Here is a 26,730-nt window from a genome sequence, read left to right as displayed (position 1 = left end):
TTTGATGAAACTGCTATCTTTATAAGTACTTGAATTATAAGGGGTGCAAGCCAGTTAATACGCTAGCCTGTACCCCATTTACTCCCAACTGACTGATTATTTTAGAAATTCTTGGGCGGCAACCACACCGCTGGCCTTGGGTTTATAGCCGATAGCACTAAAACTCATCTCCACACCGCTCAAAGCAGCCATGAGGCTTAATTCATTGCAATCACCAAGGTGGCCGATACGGAAAATCTTACCTTTGAGCTTGCCAAGGCCAGTTCCGAGCGAAAGATTGAACTTTTCTAGGGCATGCTTACGCAAAACATCTGCGTCCATTCCTTCCGGAACTACGATCGCTGTCAACACTGGTGAATAGGCATTGGGGTCTAAACACTGGTTCTCCAGACCCCAAGCGGCAACCGCACGACGACAAGCTTCTGCCAAACGTTGATGACGAGCAAAAATCGCATCCAAGCCTTCTGTCTGCATCATGTCGATTGCCTCATGCAAACCGTACATCAGATTGGTGCTGGGTGTAGTTGGCCAGTAGCCAGTTTTATTGGATTCTAAAATTTCATCCCAAGCCAAATAGGCTTTTGGAATTTTGCTGTGCTTACTTGCTTCAATTGCTTTTGGTGACAAGGCATTAAAGCCAATACCCGGAGGCAACATCAAACCTTTTTGCGAACCTGAAACAGTAACGTCAGCACCCCATTTGTCATGCTCATAGTTGGCAGAACCGATGCCAGATACGCTGTCAACAAGCAATAGTGCTGGATGCTTTGCATCATCAATCGCCTTACGAACGGCAGCAATATTAGATGTAATCCCAGAGGAAGTTTCGTTATGCACTACGCAAACTGCTTTAATTTCATGTTGAGTATCTTTGCGTAAGCGCTCTTCGATCACAGATGCATCAACACCCCAGCGCCAAGTATCAGCACCTGCTTTACCCACCACCTCAACTTCAATGCCAATCTTTTTGGCCAAAGCACGCCACAAGTTTGCAAAATGGCCAGTCTCGTAAAAGACCACCTTATCACCAGGATTGAGAACGTTAACTAGAGCCCCTTCCCAAGAACCAGTTCCAGATGCGGAATAAATAATGACAGGTTGCTCAGTCTTAAAAATCTTCTTGATGCCATCTAAAACCTTCAGGCCAAATGCCCCGAATTCAGGGCCACGGTGGTCAATGGTTTGATAGCTAATCGCCCTCAGAATGCGGGAAGGCACTGGGCTTGGGCCAGGGATATGTAAAAAATGGCGTCCTGAGAGGTGGTTATCTAGTTTTAGCATGCTGAGTCTCGCTTGGTTTTTGTAGTTAATCTTGGGGATCAGTGTAAGTCACTTTTTGACAATTTACAATTTTGTATGCAAAATAATTTCTAAATAATCAAAAAAATAAGCGATTTACAGCGTTATTTATGCTTATAGATGCGTTATAGTGATTATGTATACAAATTTAAGGCATTTCAAATGATGCTCAAAACACCAGCTAATACACGAAACCTGCATGAAGCCATCTTTCTTAAGCTCAGAGCTTTATTAGTAGAAGGCTCCATTGCGCCGGGAAGCAAGCTCAATGAACGTGAGCTAGCAGAGCAGCTTAATGTCTCACGCACCCCTATCCGCGAGGCAATTCGCCGTCTAGCCGCCGATGGTCTGGTTGAATTAATTGCTAACCGTGGCGCCATTGCCGTTCAACTGAGCAAAGATGACATCATTCATACCTTTGATGTGATCGCCAATTTAGAAGGCTTCTCTGGGGAGCTAGCAGCACAAAACATTAGTGATCAAACACTGATTGAACTTGAAGCGCTCCAATACGAAATGATGGCCTCGTATGCTCGCAGGGATTTATCTAGCTACTATCGACTCAATCTTCAGATTCACCAAGCTATTAATCACGCAGCGAACAATCCCGTACTCAGCCAACTATTTAGCCAAGTCAACGCTCGCATTGAAGCGCTCCGCTTTCGCTCCAATCAGAATGGCGTTAAGTGGGAAAAAGCCGTCGAAGAGCATCAAGAGATGTTGGATGCATTAAAGGCTCGCGACAGCGTGCGGATGCGCAAGGTCATGATGCAGCATGTGATGAATAAGCGTGATGTTGTAATTCAATTAATTGACTCAGAGTCTAAAGAGAAGGTTGCAGCATGAACAAGCCTGTTGATTTGCCATTGCCAGAATTCGTTGCCAATAAAGCGGAGCTTGCTAAGCGCCTAAAACAAGAAACCTCTGGCGAGGTCCTGACGGATATCGCTAGTCGCGGACGCTATGCAACCGACGCATCGATCTACCAAGCCATGCCAGTTGCGGTCTTTATCCCTAAAACAGCAGAGGATATTGCGACGGCGATTCAGATTGCAGCCGACTTAGATATTCCAGTTCTTCCGCGTGGCGGGGGCACCAGTCAGTGTGGGCAGACTACGGGCACGTCACTTGTCATCGATAACACTAAATACTTTCGCAAACTCCTGCATGCAGATCCCGCTAAGGCCACAGCAATTGTTGAGCCGGGCATTGTGCTCGACCACCTCAACGCTGCGCTCAAACCACACGGCCTTTGGTATCCAGTAGACGTTTCTACTGCAGGGCAAGCAACCATTGGTGGCATGGCAGGTAATAACTCTTGCGGTAGTCGATCAATTGCTTATGGCAACATGGTGCACAATGTTTTAGGAATCGATGCCTGGTTAGCAAATGGACAAGTGGCAAGCTTTGGTAATTACGCCCAAAGTTCTGGTGCTGCAAAACAATTGGGTGACTTCGTTAAAAGCCTTGCCAATACACTACAGCCTGAGATTGAGGCGCACTTCCCCAAAGTCCTACGTCGTGTCGCTGGCTATAACCTAGATGTGTTCCATCCACAAAGTGAGCTCCCTTACACCCAAGATGGGAGTGTCAACTTGGCACACCTTTTGGTGGGTAGCGAAGGTACATTAGCTTATTTCAAATCACTTGAGCTGAAGCTGGCGCCATTACCGCAACATAAAGTACTTGGAGTGGTGAACTTTGCGAGCTTCTTTAAGGCAATGGATAGTGCTCAACACATCGTCAAGCTCGGACCTACTGCTGTTGAGTTAGTCGATCGCACCATGATTGACTTGGCGCGCCACAATCCTAGCTTTAAGAAAACAATTGAGACCGCGCTGATTGACCCTAGCGCTCAAACGCCTGAAGCTATCTTATTAGTTGAGTTCTCAGGGGAAGCGCATGCCTCTTTACTGGAGAAATTAAAGTCTTTGCAAGATCTGATGGGTGACTTGGGGCTTCCAGGCTCGGTAGTTGCAATGCCGGATGCCGGCCTGCAGAAGAATCTATGGGAAGTGCGTAAGGCTGGCCTCAATATCATGATGAGCCTCAAGGGCGATGGCAAGCCAGTCAGCTTCATTGAGGATTGTGCAGTTCCACTAGAGAGTCTTGCTGAATACACCCAAGCGCTCACAGAGGTATTTTCTAAATACGGCTCACGTGGTACTTGGTATGCGCATGCTTCCGTCGGCACCCTCCACGTCCGCCCTATTCTAGATATGCGTCGTGATGGCGCGCAAAAGATGCGTGCAGTTGCGCAAGAGGCGTCCGCCCTAGTTCGTAAGTACAAAGGTGCTTATAGCGGTGAGCACGGTGATGGACTCTGCCGAGGAGAATGGATCTCCTGGCAATTTGGCCCAAAGATTACGCAAGCCCTCGCTGAAATCAAGCATGCATTTGATCCAAAGGGATTATTCAATCCCGGTAAGATCGTGAACCCACCAAAGATGGATGATGCGAGTAACTTCCGCTTTCCACCAAGTTACAAAGTGATTCCGCTGCAACCAGCCTTAGATTGGTCCGCCTGGAACGTACAGAACAATCCAGTCACTGAAGAGACTAGTGCACCAGGTAGCGGTGGTGATCCTGCGATGGGCTTCGCTAAAGCTGTGGAGATGTGCAACAACAATGGTCATTGCCGTAAGTTTGATGCGGAAGTGATGTGTCCAAGCTATCGCGTTACGCGCGATGAAAAACATCTCACCCGTGGTCGCGCCAATACATTGCGCCTAGCCCTTTCTAACCAACTGGATATTAAAGGCGGGAGTTCACCTCTCGGTAGTGATGCCATTAAAGAAGTGATGGAGCTTTGCGTCAGCTGTAAAGCTTGTCGCCGTGAATGCCCTACTGGCGTTGATATGGCAAAGATGAAGATCGAGTTTTTATCTGCTTATAAAAAGCGGACTGGCCATACGATGCGCGATCTCGCGGTTGCCTACTTACCGAAATACGCCCCTATCATCAGCAGTATTCCAGGGCTTCCCGCATTACTCAATCTTCGCAACCACATTACGCCCATTGCTAAATTACAAGAATGGGTTATGGGTATTTCTGCACAAAGAAGTCTACCGATCTGGAAAGCAAAAACCTTCTGGAATAATCAGAGCGCTATTGCACCCCATCAATTTACACCCGCAGAACTGAGCAAAGCAGATGTCAATGGTAATAAGGGGGTGGTGTTATTGGCCGATACCTTTAATGCCTATTTTGAGGATGAGAACTTACGTGCAGCTCTGCAAGTTTTAGAAGCAGCGGGCTATCGCGTTCACATTCCTCAAAAGACAAAAACTTCAAGCGATAGTACCAATACCTGCTCTAAAGAATTTTGCTGTGGTCGCACATACCTAGCAGCTGGTATGGTCGATAAAGCTAAAGCAAGTCTTGATGAATTAGTAAATCATCTTGCCCCCTTTGCAGAAAAAGATATTCCGATCATTGGTCTTGAGCCTTCTTGCTTATTCACCTTAAAGGACGAAGCATTGGTTATGGGCTTTGGTAAGCGGGCAGTTACTGTAAGTAAGCATGCACAGCTCTTAGAAGAATTTCTAGAAAGTGAGGTCAAGGCGGGCAAACTCAAACTGTCACTAAAAACGGCAACGCGACCAGTGCTGTTTCATGGTCATTGCCATCAAAAATCATTTGCTGCCGTAACACCGGCAATGGAACTTCTAAAATTGATCCCAAATGCAGAGCCTAAGCTGATTGAATCTTCCTGTTGCGGAATGGCTGGTAGCTTTGGTTATGAGGCTGAGCACATTGAAGTGTCTAAGCAAATGGCAGAAGCTAGTCTATTGCCAGCGATTCGTAAAGCGCCAGATAGTTGGGTGGTTGCGGATGGCACCAGTTGTCGCCATCAGATTGCCGATGGCACCCAAAGAGACGCCGTGCATATCGCCAAGATCTTGGCAGCCCATCTCTAAAACAGGATGTCAAAACTAGCTAACGAATAACGCCGTAAGCTAGCATCAGCAAGGTTCCAGTCAATAGGGCTGGAACGAGACGGTGTGTTGGTTTTGAAACCATCACACCAATGCTCAAGATGCAAATCAGAAGTCGAATCCATACGGGTACAGTCGACAAGAGGCCAATCGGCATTAGGACCATTCTGACAACGAGGGCCGCTACCATCGCATAAGTGACGGCAGAAAGATAGCGAAAGATTTCGCTCTCTTGATTAATTCTTTTGGCTAGCAAAACACCAATGGCACGACAAATATAGGTTCCTATTGTGGCGCCTGCTAAGGCAATCCACAAACCCCAACCCTGGAGGCCAGCATTCATCAACTGATCACCCCCGCTCTTTTGCGTAGTACTTTGCGATCAAACACATAGGCGATCGTTCCCCCTACCAGACCGGTGGTCAGTAAGCTGGTATCGCGATCCAAGAGAAAGAAAAGGGGGCCCAATACAAAACCTAGGCCAATGGCGATCCGGTTAACCCAGGGCTTCACCTCGGTAAACGTCAGCAAAAAGAATAATGGGTTAATGAAAACGAGGCCAAGCGTGATGTATGGTGGCACTACACCCGCCAATAAATATCCCAGAATGGTGCCCGGAATAGAAATAACCCAACACAGTAAACCAAGACCAATGAAGTAACTCAAACGATGCTTCGCTTCTATTGTCTGAAACTCGCGCATGGAAATAGCCCAAGCAGTCATTGCCAGTAGATGGACCGAAGCATAAAGCCCATGATTACGATCTTTTTCATGAAACTGCGGAAAGAGTGTCACCGTCATCGTGATGAAGCGCGAAGAAGTTAAAGTCACTGCGAGAGCAATCGCGACTACTGATGATCCGGTAATTGCCATCTCGAGCAAAACTACTTGGCCAGGTAATGCGAACATGAAAAAGCTAGTGGCAGTGGTAAACCAAGCATCCATACCATTGGTTTTACCCATCGCACCGAAGCCCACCATGCCAGCAAAGAGCACCATTGCAGGTGCACCAGCTGCATCCCGAATACCCGCCCAAAAAGCCTCACTGCGATTTTTATAGCGTTGCGCTACCGAAGCCTCTAGCTTGATTTCACTAGGGTCTATAAAAGGTTGATCGGCTGATGACATGCTTTGATTGTAAGAGTTGCTAGGTACTTTGCCAAAAAATACTTAGGAACTCAGCGCCCATTCAATATGCTCGGCTACCAAGGCATCCGCCAAAGGTAAGGCGTCCTGCAAAGCTTGCCGCAGGAGGTCTTTATCTAATTCGGGGACCTGATCAGCAGCCAAAGCATTCCCCATGGCCACTGCTAAGTTTCTGCGCCACCTAGAGTAGCCAATCCGCCGAATAGCACTACCCTCATGGCGTTTCTCAAACTGATCTTCAGTCCAAGACCAAAGTTGCAAAAGGCTTGCCCTCCCCAAACCATGACGCTCAGCGTAATCTGGCATGGTTGTACGTTGTGCAAATTTGTTCCATGGGCAAATCAATTGGCAGTCATCACATCCGTAAATACGATTACCCATCGACCTTCGAAACTCCACCGGAATAGCATCTGGATTCTCAATCGTTAAATACGAAATACAGCGTCGCGCATCTAATTGGTAAGGCGCGGTAATCGCTTGCGTGGGACAAATATCTATACAAGACTGACAAGTTCCACAATGCGACTCCTGCTCTTGATCTACAGGCAATGGAACATCAATTAGGATTTCACCCAAAAAGAATGTTGATCCAGATTCGCGATTGAGCAATAAAGTATGTTTGCCCCGCCAACCCAAGCCTGCCTTACGCGCTAACTCCACTTCCATCAAGGGTGCAGAATCAGTAAACACGCGATAACCAAATGCTCCGATTTGCTTTTCAATGATTTGAGCAAACTCTTGTAAACGATTGCGCATCACCTTGTGATAATCGCGCCCACGGGCATACATCGATACCACTGCTTGAGCGGGATCACTTAATCTGTCCCATTCTTGATCGAAGTCTATTGCGGGAGATAGGTAATTCATGGTGACGCAAATGACCCTCACCGTACCCGGAACTAAGAGGGCTGGGTCAGAGCGTAATTGAGCATGTTTGGACATGTATTCCATCTGACCGTGCCGCCCTTGTGCAAGCCAGTCATTCAGACGCTCAGTTGCGACACCAAGATGGGTATCAGTAATACGCAAGTCATCAAAACCCAATTTTCGAGACTGCTCACCCAGCCATTCACGCAGATTAGTCTGATCAACAGAGTTGGGTATTTGAGAAGAAGTCATTAGGAATACAGAATGTAGCTGAATAATTGAATAAACTAGGCAAATGGCTCAGAATTCATTTACTCATCATTGTAGGCAAGAAGCGGATACAGCTACCTTAGCGCAAAAGCTTGCCTCGAGTCTTGACCATCTTTTTCAAGCCGATCCAAGCGTTCACCTCAATATCTCCCTAGAGGGTGATCTTGGAGCTGGCAAGACCACCTTTGCTCGCCATCTCATACAAGGCCTAGGGTATGAGGGCCGGGTGAAGAGCCCAACCTACACCTTATGTGAACCCTACCCGCTCATCATCCATGGCAAGACTCTAGCGATGAACCACTTTGATCTTTATCGCATGCGAGATCCTTTGGAGTGGCAAGAGGCCGGCTTTGCAGAACATTTTGACGAGCCTGGATTCTGTTTAGTAGAGTGGCCAGAAAAAGCTGAAGGGACGCTGCCTACGTTTGATGTTGAAATTCATCTGATAGCTGGTACAGATGAAAATGAAAGAAATATTACCTTCCAAGCAAACTCAAATCAGGGAATGATTATTTTCGAGAAGATGTGCATCTAATAGAAATGAGTAAGCTGCCCATTAATTTCTCCAGAAGAAAGCATCTCAAAAGTTCAGTAAAGATGCTGGGCTTTATTCTCTTCTTCAGTGAGACAGAGATTGCTTGGGGAGCCAAGATCTTGGGGGTACGCATTTGGCCTGCAGAAGATTACACACGCATCACACTCGAGTCTGATAAAGCATTACCGATTACCCAACAACTACTTACCAACCCCGATCGCTTGGTAGTTGATGTTCAAGGTATGGAACTCAACTCCACCCTGAAAGATTTAGTAGCTAAAGTCAAACCCAATGACCCTTACGTTTCACAAATCCGAGTGGGGCAATTTCAACCAGGCATGGTTCGCTTGGTCTTTGACCTAAAAGAGCCTGTTAAACCTCAACTCTTTACGCTAGAGCCCATTGCGGAATACCAATATCGTATGGTGCTAGATCTCTACCCAGCCATTCCGCCCGATCCGCTAATGGAGTTAGTTAAAAGTAGCGCACGTAAAGAAAGTGCTCTAGAAAAAGCCAATGAAGAAATTGACTTGATTGCGCAGTTCGCAACTAAAAAAGAGAAAGAGGCTCCGAGGGCGCCAGTGGCCCAAGCGATCCCAGACGTAAAAGAGTCCGCAGTAAAAACTAAACATAAGCGCCTTATCACCATTGCAATTGATGCAGGCCATGGTGGAGAGGATCCAGGGGCTATTGGCACCATGGGTTCCAAAGAAAAACATGTAGTGCTCTCGATTGCTAAACGCTTACGCGACAAAATTGAGAGCGATCCTTATATGCGTCCATTTCTCACTCGAGATGGCGATTACTTTGTGCCGCTCCACACCAGAGTTCAAAAAGCACGTCGGGTAGAGGCCGATCTATTTGTCTCTATTCATGCAGATGCCTTTATCGAACCGAGAGCAAAAGGTGCCTCGGTCTTTGCCCTATCTCAAATGGGTGCCAGCAGCACAACAGCTCGTTGGATGGCTAATAAAGAAAATGCATCCGATCTCATTGGTGGCATCAACATCAAAACACAAGATAAGCAGGTGGCTAATCTGTTGCTGGATATGTCTACCACTGCCCAGATCAAAGACTCACTTCAAGTGGGCACTTCAATCCTCAAACAAATCAGTGGATTTGCCCCACTACATAAACCAAAAGTTGAACAAGCCAGCTTTGCTGTTCTAAGGGCCCCGGATATTCCATCTATCTTGGTAGAGACTGCCTTTATTAGTAATCCACAGGAAGAGGCGCGCCTCAATGATGATGCTTATCAAGATCGAATTGCTGAAGCGATTATGAGGGGAATTAAGGACTATTTCTCTAAAAATCCACCTGTTGCCAGACGCGCAAATGCATAGCGCTCTTGTAAGTACAAGGGCTTGAAGGCAGAGGCCTACTGACCCAAGGGCGCCCATAAACTTCTTGCTATAATCTTCTTTTTACTGGGTCGGTAGCTCAGTCGGTAGAGCAGCGGACTTTTAATCCGTTGGTCGCGAGTTCGAATCTCGCCCGACCCACCAATATTACTAAGCCTCGCTTTTGCGGGGCTTTTTTATTGACTGCGATATCCTTCAAAAATAGCTCTTTAAACCTTATTTTAGGCCTTTTTTTAACTAGAAAAACAGCTCCAAATCCACTAAAATAGTACTATGCCAACTAAGTTTGCCACCCAATCTCAAGCCCGCCAATACAACGTTTCTAATGCTGTAGCTTCTGCTCGGATTGAGGGCATTATTCCAACTAAGCAATTAGAACAAAACCTAACTGATTACGTTGCTGGCAAAAAGAGTATTGCGCAAATATTGGAAGAAACCAAACAACGTTATGTCACGCTACGACGCGGATGACACTTACTGCTACCCAGGTACAGACGTACTTCGAAATAAAGCAGAAATAACTAACACACAAGATTTAGACGCCTACGAAGGTGAGCTATCGACTTTGCGGTCAATTGAGATTCTAGAGAGTCCCATAGCAGGTCAATTTGACCTTATTCATCTTCAGCGCATTCACTTAGCCCTCTTTCAGGATGTATACGACTGGGCCGGGAAGATTCGCACAGTAGATATTAGCCGTGGCAATAGTCATTTTGCTAATGTGCGCTTTATTGAATCTGCGGCAAACGACATCTTTAACAAACTAGCTCGTGAAAACTGGCTTAAGGGGCTAGATTCAAACTCCCTATCAAAACGACTAGCTCACTACTTATCAGAGATAAACGCCCTTCACCCTTTTCGAGAGGGAAATGGTCGCGTACAACGCATATTCATCTCCCAACTTAGTCAATCAACCGGCTATCAACTCGACTACTCCGACCTGGAGCAAGAGCAAATTTATCTAGCAATGGAACTAGCCTTTAATGGCGATGAATCCATTCTTGCCAATCTCATCCTAGAGCACCTGGAGAGCAATGAATAGATTTGAGAAATTTACCGACCTGTTTGAGCCAATTAAACCTCTTTAAGCCCGTTGGTCGCGAGTTCGAAAACGCATTTTCGACGAAGTCAATCTCGCCCGACCCACCAGAAACACAAAGCCCTTGAATTAAAGTTCAAGGGCTTTTTCTTTTGCATAATCAAGCTAAGACCATACTTCAAGCCAGAATATGCTATTACATTACTCCAGATAAGTATAATTTTCAGAATTATCATGCTATAATGCATTAATGCAGCATGAATACGGGAGAATGCCATGGGCGCAGTAATAGATCATCAAGTTATTAAATCCATTGGATCCAGTGGACAAATTTCACTTGGCAAGGAGCATGCCGGCCGCCAAGTGCTAGTTGAAAACCCTGAACCAGGAGTTTGGGTGATTCGTACCGCCACCGTTATTCCAGATAATGAAAAGTGGATGCACAAGCCTACTGTTAAAAAAGATTTAGCTACCGCCCTAGCCTGGGCACAAAAGACGCCTGCAAAAGCTACCAATCTTTCTAAACTAAAAATGGCAAAAACGAATGGTTCGAAACGCAAAGCCTGAGCCTTTAGTAGAGCTAGACCTCAATAGCCCTATTTTTCAATCAGCCTGGGAAAAACTAGAGTTAACGGAGCAAGAAAAAGCTTTTGCTACTTTTGAAAAAATTACCCAACTAACCTGGAACCAGGTCTACCGTGATAAGGGTTTGAAATGGGAAAAGATCCAGAGCATTCCAGCGCCCAATGGAATTGATGCCCTATACTCCTTCAGAGTCAGTAAATCAATTCGAGGAATTGGCTTTAGAGAGGATCATTTTCTACGCGTCTTATTAATTCAACCGGATCATGATGCAGCGTATGGAAAAAAATAATCCCATAAAAAAATCTTTTGTGTTGACTCCAAGCAAAGACATTCGTAATTCATCAGATCCTGATATTGCTGGATCCTACGCTATGCAACGAGCAGGCCAAGCAGCAATAGACTTGGCAATCCAAACTAATACGGCTATCGTAACCACTGTTGACGGTAAGATAGTTCGGATCTCTGCTGCAGAACTCATCAAACAGCGTCAACTTACGGCCTAAACACCGTTGGTCGCGAGTTCGAAAACGCAGTTTCGACGAAGTCAATCTCGCCCGACCCACCAGTAATACGAAGCCCTTGAATGAAAGTTCAGGGGCTTTTTCTTTAGGCTGGCAACTCAGTCACTGCTCTCATAAGCTGCTAACTTTGCTTTTAATTGGCGCTCCTCCTGAAACCGCTCAGTCTCATCGCGAATGATTGCTGCTATTGCAATAGCTTGCTTTTGCTCATCAAACAACATACTTACCGAGAATGCAATTGAAATAGAGTGTCCATCTTTATGGACTGCAGGAACCCTCAGTAAAGTATGTCCATACTTCGTTTGTCCAGTTTGAATGGTGTGAAAGTAGCCTTTCGAGTGACGTTCTCTAAAGCGCTCAGGCGTGATGATGCTGAGCGTTTTACCCAAAGCCTCCTCTGGAGTAAATCCGAAAATACGCTCTGCTGAGGCATTCCAAAACAAGATATTTTCATCTCGGTCAGAAATAATGACTGCCTCACCCAGTTGTGTGACGAGCGTTTTGAAATCCAAAGTGACCGACATATAAATAGTCTTTACCATTAAGTTGTACCAATACCAATGTAACAGTAAATGCTACCCTTAAGCGGCATAACTAAAAACTAGCTAGCTAGCCAGGCAAAATTAGCCAAAGGCTTTTATGATGGGATCTTGCGTTCTTAACAAGGTCAATCTCACTTGTATTTCAGTAAATCTATTTTTCCTTTGTGGACGAAGCTCAGCTTATGTATTGGGGTGGCTATCAGCTTTTCCATCATGGCGCAGCCTATGGAAAAAAGTACTGTAGTTGGCTCAAAGCGTTTTACAGAAAGCTATGTGCTTGGGGAGTTGGTCAATCAAACATTACGTGCTGCTGGCGTACAGGCCATTCATCGACAGGGTCTTGGTAATACTGCAATTGTCACTCAAGCACTTACAACGGGGCAGATTGATGTTTACCCAGAATATACCGGCACCATTCTGAGAGAAATCCTAAAACGCCCAGAAACACAAGCATCACTAAGTGAGCTCAATGTTTGGCTTAAACCTAAGGGCTTAAAAGTAGCAATACCCCTTGGGTTTAATAACACCTATGCACTTGCCATGAGGGCAGAGCAAGCAAAAGCTTTAGGCCTCAAACGTATTAGTGATATCGAAAACCTCAGCACTAAACAGCAAACCACTCTGCGGATTGCGTTATCGCCAGAATTTAAGACGCGGGCTGACGGGTGGTCAGCACTTGTTAAAAATTATGCTTTAACAATACAGCCAACGAAAGTGTTAGAGCATGGCTTAGCCTACGATGCTTTGGCACGAGGCGATACCGATATTGTGGACGCCTACTCCACTGATGCAGCGATTGCCCAAAAAGATCTGGTTCTATTGGAAGATGATAGGAAGGCATTTCCACGCTACGATGCCGCTCTGTTAATGCGCTCTGATTTTGATGAAAAATCCTTACAAAGCTTAGAGGGAAAATTAGATGAAGCCACTATGGCCAAGCTCAATGGACTAGCTGAGTCAGGCATGAGTTTTGAAAAAGTGGTGAATGTATTTTTAAAGACAAGCACAAATGATCAACAAAGCCCTACACAGCTCTCTAGGTTTTTTAAGTTACTCCTTGGTCCAGATTTTTTTACCGCCCTACGTGATCATGTTCTGCTGGTAGCGATCTCCTCAACCATGGCCCTGCTCGTCGGAATCCCTTTAGGCATTCTGGCATACCGACGACCCCGATATGCGGCTTGGATTTTAGGTGCTACCGGTATTTTGCAGACCATCCCTTCACTTGCACTGCTGACGATATTGATTGCTCTACTAGATCAAATAGGGGCTGTGCCAGCGGTTTTAGCCTTATTTTTATATGGCCTACTGCCCATTGTGAATGCGACCCACATCAGCTTAATAGAAGTTCCATCGAATCTAAAAGAAGCAGCGCTGGCCCTTGGTTGCAATGAATGGCAATTGCTCATTTCGATCGAGCTTCCATTTGCTCGGCCCGTCATCATGACGGGTTTAGCATCGGCAACGGTAATTGGAGTTGGTACTTGCACCCTAGCGGCGCTGGTAGGTGCTGGTGGATTTGGTGATCGCATAGTAGCTGGGCTGGCCGTAAACGACCACGCACTCATGCTTGCTGGAGCTATACCAGCCGCCATGCTGGCTCTGCTTGCTCAAATCATTCTGACGCCGAAACGTAGATCAAAAAATATCTAATATTTACCTAGGCAAGGGAACAAATTGCAGAAAAGGAGTCTGCAAATAGTTCCCTTAGCTGACAAACTGAAGTCTTATTGGTGGTCTTCTATACTGCAATCACTCAACTCAACAGAAGATTTTTCCCAAAATACTGTATGTCTGAATCTTTAAGCCAGGACTATCTTCTTTATGCTCCGCATCCACCTGCGTCAACCTTGGCACAGTGGCTAGAGGAAAGCAACCGTATCACCCGTCAAATTCTGAGCCATATTTCGGCAGCGGATCAGATAGTTCCTCAGCTCAATATTCTGAATCCCCCGCTGTGGGAATTGGGTCACCTAACTTGGTTTCATGAATTCTGGGTTCATCGCGATGGCCAAGAGAGTAAGCCATCATTCATGAAGAACGCTGACTACTTATTTAATTCTTCAGAGATGGCACATCAAGATCGTTGGTCCACTCCAATGCCATCTCTAGATAATCTACTGGAATACAACTACAGCGTCGTTAGCAGTACTCAAGATTTGCTACGCACACCAATCGACAATAAAGCTGCTTACTTTATCCAGCTAGCGATCTTGCATCAGGATATGCACAATGAGGCATTTGCCTATATGTGGCAGACCATGGGGCGCTCTATACCCTTTACTCCCTTCACTAGTACGAGTAAGTTTGAGGCTAAAGCGCGAGACTGGATTCATTTTCCAAAATCAACGATGCAAGCTGGTTCTGAGCAGGGCTCCGGCTTTATCTTTGATAATGAAAAGTGGGCACACTCTAATGATCTCCCTGCATTTGATATTGCAAGCACGCCCGTCACCAATGGCGAATACCTAGAGTTTCTGCAATCACCAAGCAATCTTGGCCAGTCCATGCCTGTAGCGCCACCCTCTCACTGGAAAAAGGAGGGAGATATTTGGCTAGAGCGAATTTTTAATGAATGGCTGCCCTTAAGTAGCGCATCCGCTCTACGCCACATCAGCTACCTAGATGCTCAGCGTTTTTGTGAATATCATCAAGTGCGTTTGCCTAACGAACATGAACTTAGTCTACTAATGTCACAAAAGCAGGGAGTCTGGCAATCCTCTAATTTATGGGAGTGGACTAGCAGCACTTTTACCCCCTTCCCTGGATTTACCGCCGATCCCTATATCGACTATTCACAGCCCTGGTTCGATGGCAGCTATCAGGTGCTCAAGGGTGGTAGTCTATTTACCCCCGATCGCCTAAAAAGAGTGGCATTTCGTAACTTTTATCAAGCTCATAGAAGTGATCATTTTTGCGGCTTTCGTACGTGTTTACTCTAAATTGAGTAAGCTCTTGATGTTGCGGTAACCACTACTTTTAATTTGAATTGGCAATACTTTATGACTACCCCCTATAACGGTCGCCTTACCTCTTTATCTCATGGTGGAGGCTGTGGCTGCAAGATTGCACCTGGTGTCTTAAGTGACATCCTCAAGGCTTCACCGATGCGCAATTTACCTGCTGCCTTATTAGCAGGTTCTGATAACAACGAAGACGCTGCCGTTTATCAAATTAATGAAAATCAGGCGATCGTTGCGACGACGGATTTCTTTATGCCAATCGTGGACGATCCATTTGAGTTTGGTCGCATTGCTGCCACTAATGCTATTTCAGATATTTACGCCATGGGTGCTCAACCTCTTTTCGCACTGGCACTATTGGGTATGCCAATTCAAGTATTGCCTTTAGAAGTTATCCAGCAAGTGACTGCTGGTGGCGAATCGGTTTGTAATGATGCCGGCATTATGATTGCCGGTGGTCACTCGATTGATACTGTTGAGCCAATTTATGGCCTCGTTGCCATTGGAATCGTTGACCCAAAAAAATTGAAACGTAACAGTGGTGCTCAAGCGGGAGATAGCATCATCCTCAGCAAGCCGTTGGGTGTAGGCATTCTTTCTGCAGCACTCAAGAAAGAAGTTCTCTCTGATGCAGGCTATAAAGAGATGATTGCTCTCACCACAAAGCTGAACAAGCCTGGTGTTGCACTCTCCCAGCTAGATGGCGTACATGCCTTAACCGATGTTACGGGCTTTGGCTTGGCAGGGCATTTGCTAGAGATGGCGAGAGGATCTCATTTAATGGCACAGGTCCACTGGGATGCTATTCCGGTTGTGCAGGAAGCAATTGAGCACGTTAAGGTAGATATTTTTACCGGTGCCTCTACTCGCAATTGGGCTGGCTATGGCAATGAAATTCAACTCGCAAGCAATCTGGGGCTCTGGCAACAAAATGTTCTTACGGACCCCCAAACTAGTGGTGGCCTGCTGATTTCTTGCGCACCAGAGCAAGAGGCTGAAGTGCTCTCAATACTTAATTTGGGCGGCTTTGCTAGCGCTCAGAAAATCGGACAGTTTGTAGCTGGCACAGGCTTGTCTGTTAACTAAATCTGTACCCCGCAATTTGTGATTACCTATATAGAAAGATATTTTATGAAATCAATCAAAATGGATACACTGAAGCACCTCCTTGGAGCATTACTTGCTTTTGGCATTGCTGCTAGCGTAAGCACTCCCGCCCTAGCACAAGAGGTGTTGCGGATATCCGCAATTCCAGATGAATCGCCAACAGAGTTGCAACGCAAATTCAAACCTCTAGGCGAGTATCTTTCAAAAGAAACTGGCATGAAAGTGGAGTTCACGCCGGTGACTGACTACGCGGCAGTTGTGGAGGCCTTGGCGACCAAAAAGATTGATATGGCTTGGTTGGGTGGCTTTACTTACGTTCAAACCAAAATTAGAACAAATGGCACAGCTAACCCAATTATTCAACGAGTGGAAGATGAGAAATTCACCAGTGTTTTCATTGTTCCAGCTGATAGCTCATTAAAGTCATTAAGCGAACTCAAGGGTAAGACCATGGCATTTGGCTCACCGTCCTCAACATCCGGACACCTCATGCCACGCTATTTCCTGATGCAAGCCGGCATAAATCCAGACAAAGACTTTAAAAACATTGCTTTTTCAGGTGCGCATGATGCGACTGTCGCCTTCGTAGCAAGCGGGAAGGCAGATGTTGGCGCGCTCAATGCATCAGTTTGGGTTAAGCTCAATGAGGCAAAAAATCCCAATGCACTAAAGTCAAAAGTACTCTCCACAACGCCACCCTACTTTGATTACAACTGGACTGTTCGCGGAGATCTTGACCCAGCAACAGTAAAGAAAATTATCGACGCATTTTTAAAGTTAGATGCTAATAATCCGAACTACAAAGAAATCATGGATCTTCAGCGTGCCAGTAAATATGTCACCACTAAATCGTCGAATTACGATGACATCGAAAAAGCAGCTCGCTCTGCTGGATTAATTAAGTAGTCTCGTGGGGCTTTTCTTACAGCAGCTGAGCTTTGAGCACAGCAACGGAACGCCGGCGCTCAGTCAAATTTCATTAGTGGCACAGGCTGGCGAGTGCATCGCTGTGATTGGCCCATCGGGGTCTGGCAAGACAACGCTCTTAAATATCTTAGCCACTGCCCTGAAGCCCTCACTTGGGACCGCTGTGGTACTTGGAGAGAATCCTTGGAAACTCTCTAAGTCATCTCTCAAGCGCTTACGCTCTAAGATTGGCTTAGTGCATCAGGCGCCCCCGATACCACTAAGACAAAGAGTGATCACTGCCATTCTGGCTGGGCGATTAGGACAGTGGCCGCTCTGGAAATCGATTCTGTCATTGGTGTACCCAGTAGACATTGCTGGCCCGCAATCGTGTTTGGAACGCCTAGATCTAACTGATAAGTTATTTGATCGTTGCGACTGTCTTTCGGGCGGTCAGCTGCAGCGGGTTGGGGTTGCCAGAGTAATGTATCAAGCACCCCAGCTTATCCTAGCCGATGAGCCAGTATCCGCCATGGATCCAGTTCTCTCAGATCTGACGATTGGCGTACTGATTGAAGAGGCAAAAAAGCGCAATGCTACTCTTGTCGCCAGCCTTCATGCAGTCGATATTGCCTTACGATGGTTTCCACGCATTATTGGCATTCGAGATGGTCAAATGATTTTTGATCTGCCCTCAAGCGAAGTCAGCGAACACATCTTAAGAGAGTTATATGCATCTGAGCTTGGAGGACTTCCAATTCAAGCCAGCAGTACTGCCTCCTAATGCAAACATCCATTATTTCAAGGGACCCCGCAACACCCTATCGTTTCATGGGTCTACTGCTTGCCATCGCCATTCTTTGGCCGATGCTACAGCTTACCCAATTTGAGCCCAAGCTTTTAATCGACCCAAATAATATCCAAGTCATGGGTGATTTTTTAGTGCAGTTTTTTCCACCCAATATTGAAGCAACATTTTTATCGCTCGTAATCAAAGCTACTGTAGAAACTTTAGCCATGGCTACCGCCGGAATTGCCTTGGCAATGGTAATTGCGGTACCGCTTGGCCTCATCATTTCTTATAGCCTCTCGATTTCAAGAATTGGCCCTACATCTGACCATCAGTTTGCTCAATCTATTCGGCTTCTTGCGCGCTCGCTCATGCTGGTGTTGCGCGGCATCCCAGAGATTGTGTGGGCGCTCTTATTGGTGAGAGTATTCGGCCTAGGTGCTATTGCAGGTGTTTTAGCCATCGCCATTACTTATGGTGGCATGCTCGCTAAAGTCTATTCAGAAATTTTGGAGTCTGGCAATACTCTTCCAGCTCGCGCACTCATTTTGTCTGGTAGCAATCGAATAGCGGCATTTCTATATGGCTTATTACCAGGTTCAGCGCAAGAGCTTGCATCCTATACAGTTTATCGATGGGAGTGTGCCGTAAGAGCCTCTGTGGTGATGGGCTTTGTGGGTGCAGGCGGATTAGGTCAATTGATGGATCAGTCCATGAAAATGCTCAATGGCGGAGAGGTGTCAACTATCCTGGTAGTTTTCTTGGGGCTTGTGTTACTCGCTGACTACATCAGCTTGATCATTCGGAAACAATTGGCATGAGCACTCCAATAAATATTCAACCTGCTCGTCAATTTTGTCTCAAGTGCCTGTTAACGCTCTTGATCGTATTTGGATTAACGATTGCTAGCTTTATCTACCTTGCACTAAATCCAGCCAATCTCTTCACACTTGAAGCATTGAAAAATATTGCAGAGTTTATTGGGCGATTTTTTCCACCAGATTTGAGTCCAGATTTTTTAGATAAAATTTGGCATGGTGTTTTACAAACGCTCGCGATTTCCGCTCTAGCAACCCTCATTGCAGCTATTTTCAGTCTCGGACTTTCACTGCCAGTATCAGGCAGATTTGGTCCGCCTGCAAAAGGGATCACTCGCTTTATTTGTAACTTCTTACGATCCGTCCCGGAATTAGTTTGGGCGGCTCTCATGGTTCTGGCTGTTGGCCTTGGGCCATTTGCAGGAACCCTAGCTTTAATGCTGCACACTACCGGAGTTTTGGGAAGACTGTTTGGTGAAAGCTTAGAAAATCATCCTACAGTCTCTAGTAATGCTCTGATGCTGAACGGCTCGGGAAGAGTGACTAGCTTCTTGTATGGCACGCTCCCCGGAATCGCACCTCAATTACTTTCATACAGTCTGTATCGCTGGGAAATGAACATCCGCATGGCAACGATATTGGGCTTTGTAGGTGCAGGTGGACTGGGACAGATGTTGTACTACGAACTCTCCTTACTGCGAGAGGCACAGGCATCAACCGTCATCATGGCAATGCTAGTCTTGGTTATCTTCGTAGACTTTGTAAGCAACAAACTACGTCGAATTCAGATGCACAACCAGGGTTAAGGCGCCCGCTCATTCATCCTCATAGATAATCAAGCGAATGAAACATATATTGACTGAAGAATTACTTCAAAGCCTAACTGCCGATACACCATCGATATCGCCAAAGTTTTTTTATGATGATATCGGCTCGCACCTGTTTGATGTCATTACGCTTCTTGATGAATACTATCCAACTCGAACAGAGAAATGGATTATGGATACCTATCAGCGTGGGATTGCTGATGCCGTAGCTCATTGTGATGTTTTAATTGATCTGGGCGCCGGTAATTGTGCCAAAGGAAGTCAACTTTTTGATAGTATTGCGCCAAAACAATATAGAGCGCTTGATATTTCAAAAGAATATGTAGAGGCCGCCGTTGCCGATCTACAGAAGCAGTTTCCTCAGATTGAGATGTCAGCTCATGCCATCGATCTTAGCTTGCCGCTAGCCTTTCCTGATCTTCAAGCACTTCGTAAAGTATTTTTCTATCCGGGCTCTTCAATTGGTAACTTTGATCCTGAAAAAGCGGATCAGTTTTTTATGAATCTTGCTCAGGAGTGCTACGAGAGTGGCGGACTTTTAATTGGAGTCGATCTAGTTAAAGATACACAAACCCTGCACCTTGCCTACAACGACCCCTTGGGAGTCACTGCCGCATTTAATTTAAATGCCTTGCTAAACGTCAATCGACTCATTGGTAGCAATTTTCAGCTTCAGGATTGGGAGCATCATGCATTTTTTAACGCCTCACTGTCCCGTATTGAAATGCACCTGCGAGCACGCTCTGATGTGCAGGTAATTCTGCCGGGCAATGGAAGTCAGGATCATATTATTTCTTTTGGTGTAGGTGATTTAATTCATACCGAAAATAGCTATAAATACACCCAGGAACATTTTGTAGAAAAACTTCGTCGCGCTGGGTTTGCTGACATCCAATGCTGGACCGATCCAAATAAGTACTTTTTAGTTTGTTTTGCAAAAGTCTAATAGAGTCTTTATTCAATCCTTAAGCAACTGCATCATCAACCCCTGAATAGATTGCATCTCTCGATCAGGGCTCACCAGATCTTTACGAGTATCAATCTGTTTTTTCAGCGCAGAATAAAAATCGGGCATAGTTTCAGCGCGATATAGTAGGGCTGCAAGTTCAAGCTCATCACCCACGGGATAGTAGCCAAGATAGTCATCTCCAAGCAAGCCTCGATTCCCAGGAATGTCCGAAGCGATCACTGGAACGCCCAATGCTATTGCCTCTGAAACTACATGAGCGCCGCCCTCCATCCGACTGGAAATCACCATCAGGCGGCTCTGGGAGAGTGCCTTTAATGTATCGGCATGGCTTACCTCGCCAACCCATTGGTAACGCTTTAGAGTTTCGCTATACACCTTAGCAGTACGCTCCATTTGCTTATTCATAGCCATACCTAAATGCAAAACCTTGATCTGAGAATTTAGGGGCATCAAGGGAAGACTACGGGCGATACAAAAAGGATCCTTCTCCTCCCTCAGGTGGCCAATCACTATTACTAGGAAACTCGTGCTCTTCACTGCATCGGGGGTATCAAGCTGAACTGACTGATAAATCACTCGAGCTTTATGACGTAGATGCGCTGGAATAGAATCTAAGGCTGAGGACTGCAAGACAATCAGTTGGTCTGCCACCTCCATTGAGTGAAGAACCTCACCATGGACTGCCATGTCTCGATACAAATCAGTACCCGTCAAAACCAAGACAATAGGTCGATCAGGGTGCTGCGTATGAAACGCCATGATGGATGCATAGCTTCGATAGGCATGCAGCGCTATCAGCATGGCGGGATCTTCACCTGACAGGGATTCACTCACTACAACCGCATAGCCAAGTTTCTCCAAGAAATTCTGCCAGCGTAGCGCCGTGATCCGGTTTCCGTGCAGACTCCCTTGTGGTGCCGGCGTTACGATTTCAATATAGAGTTTGATGTTGAACCTATCAAAAAGTACAGTTTTTTATATTTCTAATGGTAATGGAGATTTACTATGTCAGTTAAGATACCCCGCTGGTAATCCCTGCTGATTTAATTGCCTACAAATACACTATAGTTAAACATATTCCGCTATGCCTATTACTAGCCCTAGGACGTAAATGACTCTTACTGAACTTCGCTATATCGTCGCAGTTGCACGTGAACGCCACTTTGGAAGAGCGGCAGATGCCTGCTTTGTATCTCAGCCTACCCTATCAGTAGCCATTAGAAAGCTGGAGGAAGAACTCAATACCCAAATCTTTGAGCGTACCAATACTGAGGTTGCAATGACTAGCCTAGGCTCACTGATTGTGGATCAGGCTCAAAGAGTGCTTGAAGAAGCCAATTCCTTAAAGCACTTAGCAAAGCATGGGCAAGACCCTCTATCTGGCCCACTCAGGCTTGGTGCGATCTACACCATTGCACCTTACTTATTGCCCAGCTTAGTGCGGGTTGCACGAGAGCGCCTGCCACATGCTCCTTTATTTTTAGAGGAAAACTTTACCGTTCGGCTTCTTGAAGTCTTACGTCAAGGGGCCTTAGATTGCATAGTGATTGCAGATCCCTTCGCAAGCACTGGACTCAATCAAATTGAATTGTATGATGAACCTTTTTTAGTAGCAGTGCCTAAAGGTCATCCTTGGGAAAATAGAACATCAATTCCGCATCGAGAGCTGAAAGAGCAAAATACTTTGTTACTAGGTACTGGGCACTGTTTTCGAGACCATGTACTTGGTGTCTGCCCAGAGTTGAATCATTTAGGCTCTGGAACAACGATTGGGGAACAACGTAGTTTTGAGGGCTCATCTCTAGAAACTATTCGACAGATGGTAGCCAGTGGCATTGGTATTTCAGTACTACCTAGAACGTCCGCTTTTGATAATGTATCTTCTGATCAGCTCATTCGCTATATTCCATTTGAGGACCCCATTCCTACCAGACGAGTTTGTCTCGTCTGGCGGAAAAACTTTCCACGCGCTGCTGCAATGAATGAATTAGCCGAAGTAATTCGTCAATGCGCCCTACCTGGCGTTCAATATCTTTAAGATCTAGCTTGCTTTAACTCAAATCAGAAACGAGCGAAGCCAATGTTTCTGAAGGGAGAGTTTGTACATGCATTGGATAGCCCTTGTGATCACAACCAACCATCATCTGAGCGCCAGCCTTTAGAGCCATCTTCATATCCGCTGTGAGATCAAAGCGCATGAAATGCACTGCAGATGTTTTCTCGGCAGTAGAGCGTTCCAAGTCTTCGTCAGCAATTGCATAGACACGTGGCTGACCTTCGACCTCAATAAAGATCTTGTGCTCTATGCCCACTAACTTCGCAAGCGCAACTTTACGATCTGCTTCATTGGGATACTCAATCATCATAGTGGCCTTGAAATCCGAACCACTAGGCACCAAGGGGTTGTACGCGTTCAACTCATCCTCGATACCGCTCTCTTCAAATGTTTTTTCTACACGCAGCATCTCTTGAATTTGATAGCGCATTAAAAACTCATTCTCAAAAATCAGTGTTACGTGATCTCCAAGATGAACAGTACGAAGGCGACGTTCTTTAATCGCTTTTTCACGAAAAACGGGACGTTCTTTGTGGTAAGTCTCAAGACTTAAAAGACTATCGCGTGTAATGATTCCCATACTGCTATCTTCCTTTATTTATATAAATTAAAGACCATATGCTTTTGCAAGTAAGGTCAATGGGTGAGCCATCTCGGACTTAGGTAAACCCAACTCTTCCATGCCCTGCTCAATATGATGACCCGCTAGCTGACAGTCAGAGCTAATATAGTTTGGCTCTTCTTCAGCCATTCTTCTGAATACAGGCTTACCAATTTTCATTGCCATTTCATGAAACTCTTTCTTCACACCCCAGGTACCGGAATGTCCTGAGCAACGCTCCACAACATTCACTTCAGTACCAGGTACTAGCTTTAGAGTTTCCGCAGTCTTTTGACCTACGTTTTGAACCCGTGAATGGCAGGCCATGTGATAACTCACATTCCCGAGCTCTTTACTGAAATCTTTCTTCAAGAGGCTATCCGAATTTCGCGCCATAAAGTATTCAAAGGGATCCCACATCGCTTCTTTCACCAATTGCGTATCAGCACAATCAGGGAACATGAGTGGCAACTCTTGCTTAAACATCAAAGTACATGATGGGATTGGCGTCAAGATGGCATAACCTTCACGTGCCAACTTAGCCAACTTTGGAATATTTTTTTCCTTATTCTGCGCAACAGACTCTAAATCACCCAGCTCGAGCTTAGGCATGCCACAACAAGCTTCTTTATCCACAAGCTCATACGGAATAGCATTGTGTTTCAGAATCTTGATGAGATCTTGCCCTATGCCTGGCTCGTTGTAATTGATATAGCAGGTGGCATAGATAGCGACTTTTCCGGGTGTCTTGACACCATCCACTACTGGCAGATTTTCAGATTTCTCAGCTAGCTGCGGGAATGTCTTATGAGCATATTCAGGGATCCAAGCATTCTTATCTACTCCCAAGGCGCCTTCCATCACCAAACGTGCAAGCCCAGTGCTATTTACAGCATTGACTGCTTGCGTAACGATTGGAATGCCAGCAAAGTGGCCAAGCTTATCTGTAGAGGAGAGTAGTTTGTCGCGGAAGGTGGCTTTGTCGTCCTTGAAATTCACTGCCTTTGCACGAAGCATTAAGTGAGGAAAATCAATATTCCAAGGGTGTGGAGGAACATAAGGACATTTGGTCATGTAGCAAACATCGCACAGGTAGCATTGGTCAACTACCTTTTGGTAATCGGCCTTATCAACCTGCTCCATCTCCAAATCTTCAGTGGCATCTACCAAATCAAAAAGGGCTGGAAATGACCCACAAAGACTGACACAGCGACGGCAACCGTGACAAAGATCGAAGACACGCTCCATCTCAGCTTCTAGATCGGCTTTATCGTAAAACTTGGGGTTTTGCCAATCCAAAGGATGTCTGGTTGGGGCTTCTAAACTACCTTCGCGAGTTGTCATGTATGTCCTCTACTATTTGAACGTATGCAATGCATTAATTTTGTAGGGCTAAGTTTAGAGCTCCACCAGTCGATAGTGAAATTGTATTAATTAACAATCTTCATAGAAAATACCTAATTAGCTTGATTCAATCCTCTTAGTTGCTCTTTGAATTCATAAATAAGAGGTAGTAGACACTAACATTTACTCAAATCAGCTCTCTATTGGAGTTATTTGACGACAAAAGGCCCTAAAAGCGGCACCATTTACCCTTATATTTTATTAATTGATATTTACTTATCAGTTGTTTTTAACTATCAAGTCCATACAAAAATATGATCATTCAAATACGCAGATTTGTTCATAATCATCGGCAGGTGAACCTTATAGAGCTAGTAACTTAGCAAATCACCCAATTTCAACTAACCGTTTTTAGGAGTCAATCATGGCTAAAACTGTAAAAGGTACAAAGACTGAGCAGTCTTTGAAAGAAGCATTTGCTGGAGAATCACAAGCAAACCGTCGTTATTTGTATTTCGCGAACCAAGCTGATATCGCTGGTGCAAACGATGTTGCAGCAGTTTTCCGCTCAACAGCTGAAGGTGAAACAGGTCATGCCCATGGTCACATGGAATACTTGATCGAAGGCGGCGCAGGCGAGCCAGGTACTGGTATGCCAGCTAAGACAGTTGCTGAAGCATTGCAAGCAGCTATCGCGGGAGAAACACATGAGTACACAGATATGTACCCAGGTATGGCTAAGACAGCACGCGATGAAGGCTTTGACGAAATTGCTGACTGGTTTGAAACATTAGCTAAGGCTGAGCGTAGCCACGCTAACAAGTTCACTAAGACTTTAGAAGCCCATTTGGCAAACGCTTAATTAGCTAAGTCATTTAATTTGAGAGCCCTCGAATAAAAATTCGGGGGCTTTTTTTCAGGCTTAATCAATCCAGGCTGGATGCTTGTGCATTACCGAATTAAACAATTCGGATTCAATCAGTTCACCAAGCCAATTCTGAATATTGGGGAGCGGCAACCCCTCAAAGCTTTTTTGATCAGACATTGAAAATTGCCGAATAAACGGAAAGATAGCTACGTCTACCCAAGATAACTTATTACCCATTAGATAAGTATTCAATTTCAGCGCGGCCTCCATTGGCCTGAGCATCAACTCTATTGCGGCATCCAAAATCGCTTCTCGATTGAGATGGGGATATCTCTCAGGATATTTGTATTGATCTAAAAGAGTTTTAAATGGGCCATCATTTTTCTCAAGCCACTCTATCGAGGGCAACTGATCAATCTCCAGCCAACCATCAGGGTCAGACTGATCTAATGACCAGCGCATGATATCCACGCTCTGATCCAGAATCCGTCCACCAACACACAAAACTGGAACAGTTCCTTTGGGCGAGACCAGCAACATAGATTGCGGTTTATCTCGCAAAACTATCTCTCGGTGCTCATATTCAATACCGGCGTATTTCAAGGCCATACGAGCTCTCATGGCATAAGGGCATCTACGGTAAGAATACAAAATCGGTTTCATCGCAATATTATCAAGCCAACGCTAAATTAATTGATCTAAAAAAACGATCATTTATATCATTATTATTTGTTATACAAATATATCAATCCCCTTCAGAATGACTCCTGTTGTGCATTAACCCATTTATTTTTAACAGGAAAACCTTATGTCATTAGTCAACACACCAGTAATTCCATTCAAAACCCAAGCTTTTCATAACGGTAAGTTTGTCACTGTTACCGATGAGACCCTCAAAGGCAAATGGTCAGTAATGATTTTTATGCCAGCAGCATTTACATTCAACTGCCCAACAGAAATTGAAGATGCGGCTGATAACTATGCTGAATTTCAGAAGATGGGTGCAGAGGTTTATATCGTTACTACCGATACTCATTTCTCACACAAAGTATGGCATGAGACTTCACCTGCAGTAGGTAAGGCAAAGTTCCCATTGGTTGGTGATCCAACACATACATTGACACGTGGTTTTGGTGTGCATATTGATGAAGAAGGTCTCGCATTGCGCGGCACATTCATTATCAATCCTGAGGGCGTTATCAAGACCGCTGAAATTCACTCAAATGAAATCGCCCGCGATATCTCTGAGACATTACGCAAGCTCAAAGCTGCTCAGTACACAGCCGCTCACCCAGGCGAAGTATGCCCAGCTAAGTGGAAAGAAGGCGCAGCAACATTGACTCCATCTTTGGACCTCGTAGGCAAGATCTGAGGATC

At 45.4% G+C, this 26,730-nt stretch carries 29 protein-coding genes and 1 tRNA gene; 21 read left to right on the top strand and 9 right to left on the bottom strand.

Features of this window, described 5'->3' with window-relative positions; genetic code table 11:
• Positions 1 to 96 precede the first annotated feature (96 nt).
• The gene (locus ICV89_RS02705) at positions 97 to 1,281 is read right to left on the bottom strand and encodes an alanine--glyoxylate aminotransferase family protein (RefSeq protein ID WP_215309465.1); all 1,185 of its coding nucleotides are present in this window, start codon (positions 1,279 to 1,281) and stop codon (positions 97 to 99) included.
• 180 nt (positions 1,282 to 1,461) lie between these two features.
• Between ICV89_RS02705 and ICV89_RS02700 the strand changes: the two genes are divergently transcribed.
• On the top strand, positions 1,462 to 2,145 hold the full coding sequence (locus tag ICV89_RS02700; RefSeq protein WP_215309463.1) for a GntR family transcriptional regulator: 684 nt from the start codon (positions 1,462 to 1,464) through the stop codon (positions 2,143 to 2,145).
• Positions 2,142 to 5,219, top strand: coding sequence for an FAD-binding and (Fe-S)-binding domain-containing protein (locus tag ICV89_RS02695; RefSeq protein WP_215309461.1), 3,078 nt, complete (start codon positions 2,142 to 2,144; stop codon positions 5,217 to 5,219). The genes ICV89_RS02700 and ICV89_RS02695 overlap by 4 nt, the downstream gene beginning before the upstream one ends.
• Positions 5,220 to 5,238: 19 nt before the next feature.
• Here ICV89_RS02695 and ICV89_RS02690 read toward each other — a convergent pair whose 3' ends face one another.
• The 3 genes from ICV89_RS02690 to queG are packed head-to-tail and all read right to left on the bottom strand — an operon-like array spanning position 5,239 to position 7,502.
• On the bottom strand, positions 5,239 to 5,580 hold the full coding sequence (locus ICV89_RS02690; RefSeq protein ID WP_215309459.1) for an AzlD domain-containing protein: 342 nt from the start codon (positions 5,578 to 5,580) through the stop codon (positions 5,239 to 5,241).
• Positions 5,580 to 6,365, bottom strand: a complete 786-nt coding sequence (locus tag ICV89_RS02685; protein WP_215309458.1) for an AzlC family ABC transporter permease — start codon at positions 6,363 to 6,365, stop codon at positions 5,580 to 5,582. The genes ICV89_RS02690 and ICV89_RS02685 overlap by 1 nt, the downstream gene beginning before the upstream one ends.
• Before the next feature lie 42 nt (positions 6,366 to 6,407).
• Positions 6,408 to 7,502, bottom strand: a complete 1,095-nt coding sequence (gene queG / locus ICV89_RS02680) for a tRNA epoxyqueuosine(34) reductase QueG (RefSeq protein WP_215309456.1) — start codon at positions 7,500 to 7,502, stop codon at positions 6,408 to 6,410.
• A gap of 43 nt (positions 7,503 to 7,545) precedes the next feature.
• On the opposite strand from queG, the gene tsaE reads away from it, so the two are divergent.
• The 8 genes from tsaE (at position 7,546) to ICV89_RS02640 (ending at position 11,543) form a co-directional block, all read left to right on the top strand.
• Positions 7,546 to 8,055, top strand: a complete 510-nt coding sequence (tsaE, locus tag ICV89_RS02675) for a tRNA (adenosine(37)-N6)-threonylcarbamoyltransferase complex ATPase subunit type 1 TsaE (protein WP_215309454.1) — start codon at positions 7,546 to 7,548, stop codon at positions 8,053 to 8,055.
• Between the two features lie 5 nt (positions 8,056 to 8,060).
• The gene (locus tag ICV89_RS02670) at positions 8,061 to 9,398 is read left to right on the top strand and encodes an N-acetylmuramoyl-L-alanine amidase (RefSeq protein WP_215309450.1); all 1,338 of its coding nucleotides are present in this window, start codon (positions 8,061 to 8,063) and stop codon (positions 9,396 to 9,398) included.
• Positions 9,399 to 9,484: 86 nt separating this feature from the next.
• A tRNA-Lys gene (locus ICV89_RS02665) sits at positions 9,485 to 9,560 on the top strand.
• Positions 9,561 to 9,689: 129 nt separating this feature from the next.
• The gene (locus ICV89_RS02660) at positions 9,690 to 9,887 is read left to right on the top strand and encodes an antitoxin VbhA family protein (RefSeq protein WP_215309448.1); all 198 of its coding nucleotides are present in this window, start codon (positions 9,690 to 9,692) and stop codon (positions 9,885 to 9,887) included.
• On the top strand, positions 9,865 to 10,458 hold the full coding sequence (locus ICV89_RS02655; protein WP_215309445.1) for a Fic family protein: 594 nt from the start codon (positions 9,865 to 9,867) through the stop codon (positions 10,456 to 10,458). The genes ICV89_RS02660 and ICV89_RS02655 overlap by 23 nt, the downstream gene beginning before the upstream one ends.
• A 273-nt stretch (positions 10,459 to 10,731) precedes the next feature.
• Positions 10,732 to 11,022: a hypothetical protein gene (locus tag ICV89_RS02650; RefSeq protein WP_215309444.1), complete on the top strand. Its 291-nt coding sequence runs from the start codon at positions 10,732 to 10,734 to the stop codon at positions 11,020 to 11,022.
• A complete protein-coding gene (locus ICV89_RS02645; RefSeq protein ID WP_215309442.1) occupies positions 11,000 to 11,329 on the top strand; it encodes a hypothetical protein in 330 nt (109 codons plus the stop codon). Before ICV89_RS02650 ends, ICV89_RS02645 begins: the two co-directional genes overlap by 23 nt.
• The gene (locus ICV89_RS02640) at positions 11,316 to 11,543 is read left to right on the top strand and encodes a hypothetical protein (protein ID WP_251370894.1); all 228 of its coding nucleotides are present in this window, start codon (positions 11,316 to 11,318) and stop codon (positions 11,541 to 11,543) included. Before ICV89_RS02645 ends, ICV89_RS02640 begins: the two co-directional genes overlap by 14 nt.
• A gap of 116 nt (positions 11,544 to 11,659) precedes the next feature.
• Here ICV89_RS02640 and ICV89_RS02635 read toward each other — a convergent pair whose 3' ends face one another.
• The gene (locus ICV89_RS02635; protein WP_215309440.1) at positions 11,660 to 12,085 is read right to left on the bottom strand and encodes a PAS domain-containing protein; all 426 of its coding nucleotides are present in this window, start codon (positions 12,083 to 12,085) and stop codon (positions 11,660 to 11,662) included.
• A 243-nt stretch (positions 12,086 to 12,328) separates the two neighbouring features.
• On the opposite strand from ICV89_RS02635, the gene ICV89_RS02630 reads away from it, so the two are divergent.
• From ICV89_RS02630 to egtD, 8 genes are all read left to right on the top strand, one after another.
• On the top strand, positions 12,329 to 13,756 hold the full coding sequence (locus ICV89_RS02630; protein ID WP_251370893.1) for a glycine betaine ABC transporter substrate-binding protein: 1,428 nt from the start codon (positions 12,329 to 12,331) through the stop codon (positions 13,754 to 13,756).
• Between the two features lie 137 nt (positions 13,757 to 13,893).
• Positions 13,894 to 15,045, top strand: a complete 1,152-nt coding sequence (locus ICV89_RS02625; protein WP_215309436.1) for an SUMF1/EgtB/PvdO family nonheme iron enzyme — start codon at positions 13,894 to 13,896, stop codon at positions 15,043 to 15,045.
• 60 nt (positions 15,046 to 15,105) lie between these two features.
• Entirely contained in the window at positions 15,106 to 16,152 is a 1,047-nt protein-coding gene (selD, locus tag ICV89_RS02620; RefSeq protein WP_215309428.1) for a selenide, water dikinase SelD, read from the top strand.
• A gap of 60 nt (positions 16,153 to 16,212) precedes the next feature.
• Positions 16,213 to 17,079 (top strand): putative selenate ABC transporter substrate-binding protein, encoded by an 867-nt coding sequence (locus ICV89_RS02615; RefSeq protein ID WP_251370932.1) that lies wholly within the window; start codon positions 16,213 to 16,215, stop codon positions 17,077 to 17,079.
• Between the two features lie 4 nt (positions 17,080 to 17,083).
• Positions 17,084 to 17,863 (top strand): phosphonate ABC transporter ATP-binding protein, encoded by a 780-nt coding sequence (locus ICV89_RS02610; RefSeq protein WP_215309424.1) that lies wholly within the window; start codon positions 17,084 to 17,086, stop codon positions 17,861 to 17,863.
• Positions 17,863 to 18,690 (top strand): ABC transporter permease, encoded by an 828-nt coding sequence (locus ICV89_RS02605; protein WP_215309423.1) that lies wholly within the window; start codon positions 17,863 to 17,865, stop codon positions 18,688 to 18,690. Before ICV89_RS02610 ends, ICV89_RS02605 begins: the two co-directional genes overlap by 1 nt.
• Positions 18,687 to 19,493 carry a phosphonate ABC transporter, permease protein PhnE gene (gene phnE / locus ICV89_RS02600; protein ID WP_215309421.1) on the top strand — a complete coding sequence of 269 codons (807 nt, stop codon included), beginning with the start codon at positions 18,687 to 18,689 and terminating at the stop codon, positions 19,491 to 19,493. Before ICV89_RS02605 ends, phnE begins: the two co-directional genes overlap by 4 nt.
• 37 nt (positions 19,494 to 19,530) lie before the next feature.
• A complete protein-coding gene (gene egtD / locus ICV89_RS02595; protein WP_215309419.1) occupies positions 19,531 to 20,460 on the top strand; it encodes an L-histidine N(alpha)-methyltransferase in 930 nt (309 codons plus the stop codon).
• Between the two features lie 12 nt (positions 20,461 to 20,472).
• Here the strand turns inward: egtD and senB are convergent, their stop codons facing one another.
• Positions 20,473 to 21,414 carry a selenoneine biosynthesis selenosugar synthase SenB gene (gene senB / locus ICV89_RS02590; RefSeq protein WP_256441784.1) on the bottom strand — a complete coding sequence of 314 codons (942 nt, stop codon included), beginning with the start codon at positions 21,412 to 21,414 and terminating at the stop codon, positions 20,473 to 20,475.
• A gap of 181 nt (positions 21,415 to 21,595) precedes the next feature.
• On the opposite strand from senB, the gene ICV89_RS02585 reads away from it, so the two are divergent.
• The gene (locus ICV89_RS02585; RefSeq protein WP_215309417.1) at positions 21,596 to 22,522 is read left to right on the top strand and encodes a LysR substrate-binding domain-containing protein; all 927 of its coding nucleotides are present in this window, start codon (positions 21,596 to 21,598) and stop codon (positions 22,520 to 22,522) included.
• A gap of 13 nt (positions 22,523 to 22,535) precedes the next feature.
• Here the strand turns inward: ICV89_RS02585 and ICV89_RS02580 are convergent, their stop codons facing one another.
• Together ICV89_RS02580 and ICV89_RS02575 are read right to left on the bottom strand one after the other, a co-directional pair.
• Positions 22,536 to 23,120: a DUF3501 family protein gene (locus ICV89_RS02580; RefSeq protein WP_215309415.1), complete on the bottom strand. Its 585-nt coding sequence runs from the start codon at positions 23,118 to 23,120 to the stop codon at positions 22,536 to 22,538.
• A gap of 27 nt (positions 23,121 to 23,147) precedes the next feature.
• Complete coding sequence (locus tag ICV89_RS02575; RefSeq protein ID WP_215309413.1) at positions 23,148 to 24,485, bottom strand: heterodisulfide reductase-related iron-sulfur binding cluster; 1,338 nt, start codon at positions 24,483 to 24,485, stop codon at positions 23,148 to 23,150.
• Positions 24,486 to 24,909: 424 nt separating this feature from the next.
• Between ICV89_RS02575 and ICV89_RS02570 the strand changes: the two genes are divergently transcribed.
• Positions 24,910 to 25,347: a rubrerythrin family protein gene (locus ICV89_RS02570; protein ID WP_046329724.1), complete on the top strand. Its 438-nt coding sequence runs from the start codon at positions 24,910 to 24,912 to the stop codon at positions 25,345 to 25,347.
• A gap of 60 nt (positions 25,348 to 25,407) precedes the next feature.
• Here ICV89_RS02570 and ICV89_RS02565 read toward each other — a convergent pair whose 3' ends face one another.
• Positions 25,408 to 26,016: a glutathione S-transferase gene (locus tag ICV89_RS02565; RefSeq protein ID WP_215309411.1), complete on the bottom strand. Its 609-nt coding sequence runs from the start codon at positions 26,014 to 26,016 to the stop codon at positions 25,408 to 25,410.
• Positions 26,017 to 26,161: 145 nt separating this feature from the next.
• Here ICV89_RS02565 and ahpC point away from each other — a divergent pair, with 145 nt between their 5' ends.
• Positions 26,162 to 26,725, top strand: coding sequence for an alkyl hydroperoxide reductase subunit C (gene ahpC, locus ICV89_RS02560; protein WP_215309410.1), 564 nt, complete (start codon positions 26,162 to 26,164; stop codon positions 26,723 to 26,725).
• The last annotated feature ends 5 nt before the right edge of the window (positions 26,726 to 26,730 follow it).

Source organism: Polynucleobacter sp. Adler-ghost, assembly GCF_018688495.1.
In the GTDB taxonomy this organism is placed as follows: Bacteria; Pseudomonadota; Gammaproteobacteria; order Burkholderiales; family Burkholderiaceae; genus Polynucleobacter.
This window is presented reverse-complemented; position numbering and strand designations above follow the sequence as displayed.

Bases quoted from the DNA above. Each gene is read 5' to 3' on its own strand.
- ICV89_RS02570 (WP_046329724.1), top strand. From the start codon at position 24,910: ATGGCTAAAACTGTAAAAGGTACAAAGACTGAGCAGTCTTTGAAAGAA.
- phnE (WP_215309421.1), top strand. From the start codon at position 18,687: ATGAGCACTCCAATAAATATTCAACCTGCTCGTCAATTTTGTCTCAAG.
- ICV89_RS02605 (WP_215309423.1), top strand. From the start codon at position 17,863: ATGCAAACATCCATTATTTCAAGGGACCCCGCAACACCCTATCGTTTC.
- ICV89_RS02625 (WP_215309436.1), top strand. From the start codon at position 13,894: ATGTCTGAATCTTTAAGCCAGGACTATCTTCTTTATGCTCCGCATCCA.
- ICV89_RS02660 (WP_215309448.1), top strand. From the start codon at position 9,690: ATGCCAACTAAGTTTGCCACCCAATCTCAAGCCCGCCAATACAACGTT.
- ICV89_RS02685 (WP_215309458.1), bottom strand. From the start codon at position 6,365: ATGTCATCAGCCGATCAACCTTTTATAGACCCTAGTGAAATCAAGCTA.
- queG (WP_215309456.1), bottom strand. From the start codon at position 7,502: ATGACTTCTTCTCAAATACCCAACTCTGTTGATCAGACTAATCTGCGT.
- ahpC (WP_215309410.1), top strand. From the start codon at position 26,162: ATGTCATTAGTCAACACACCAGTAATTCCATTCAAAACCCAAGCTTTT.
- ICV89_RS02695 (WP_215309461.1), top strand. From the start codon at position 2,142: ATGAACAAGCCTGTTGATTTGCCATTGCCAGAATTCGTTGCCAATAAA.
- egtD (WP_215309419.1), top strand. From the start codon at position 19,531: ATGAAACATATATTGACTGAAGAATTACTTCAAAGCCTAACTGCCGAT.
- ICV89_RS02575 (WP_215309413.1), bottom strand. From the start codon at position 24,485: ATGACAACTCGCGAAGGTAGTTTAGAAGCCCCAACCAGACATCCTTTG.
- ICV89_RS02705 (WP_215309465.1), bottom strand. From the start codon at position 1,281: ATGCTAAAACTAGATAACCACCTCTCAGGACGCCATTTTTTACATATC.
- ICV89_RS02615 (WP_251370932.1), top strand. From the start codon at position 16,213: ATGGATACACTGAAGCACCTCCTTGGAGCATTACTTGCTTTTGGCATT.
- selD (WP_215309428.1), top strand. From the start codon at position 15,106: ATGACTACCCCCTATAACGGTCGCCTTACCTCTTTATCTCATGGTGGA.
- ICV89_RS02565 (WP_215309411.1), bottom strand. From the start codon at position 26,016: ATGAAACCGATTTTGTATTCTTACCGTAGATGCCCTTATGCCATGAGA.
- ICV89_RS02640 (WP_251370894.1), top strand. From the start codon at position 11,316: ATGGAAAAAAATAATCCCATAAAAAAATCTTTTGTGTTGACTCCAAGC.
- ICV89_RS02700 (WP_215309463.1), top strand. From the start codon at position 1,462: ATGATGCTCAAAACACCAGCTAATACACGAAACCTGCATGAAGCCATC.
- tsaE (WP_215309454.1), top strand. From the start codon at position 7,546: ATGGCTCAGAATTCATTTACTCATCATTGTAGGCAAGAAGCGGATACA.
- ICV89_RS02630 (WP_251370893.1), top strand. From the start codon at position 12,329: ATGGAAAAAAGTACTGTAGTTGGCTCAAAGCGTTTTACAGAAAGCTAT.
- ICV89_RS02690 (WP_215309459.1), bottom strand. From the start codon at position 5,580: ATGAATGCTGGCCTCCAGGGTTGGGGTTTGTGGATTGCCTTAGCAGGC.
- ICV89_RS02670 (WP_215309450.1), top strand. From the start codon at position 8,061: ATGAGTAAGCTGCCCATTAATTTCTCCAGAAGAAAGCATCTCAAAAGT.
- ICV89_RS02585 (WP_215309417.1), top strand. From the start codon at position 21,596: ATGACTCTTACTGAACTTCGCTATATCGTCGCAGTTGCACGTGAACGC.
- ICV89_RS02635 (WP_215309440.1), bottom strand. From the start codon at position 12,085: ATGTCGGTCACTTTGGATTTCAAAACGCTCGTCACACAACTGGGTGAG.
- ICV89_RS02580 (WP_215309415.1), bottom strand. From the start codon at position 23,120: ATGGGAATCATTACACGCGATAGTCTTTTAAGTCTTGAGACTTACCAC.
- ICV89_RS02645 (WP_215309442.1), top strand. From the start codon at position 11,000: ATGGTTCGAAACGCAAAGCCTGAGCCTTTAGTAGAGCTAGACCTCAAT.
- ICV89_RS02650 (WP_215309444.1), top strand. From the start codon at position 10,732: ATGGGCGCAGTAATAGATCATCAAGTTATTAAATCCATTGGATCCAGT.
- ICV89_RS02655 (WP_215309445.1), top strand. From the start codon at position 9,865: ATGTCACGCTACGACGCGGATGACACTTACTGCTACCCAGGTACAGAC.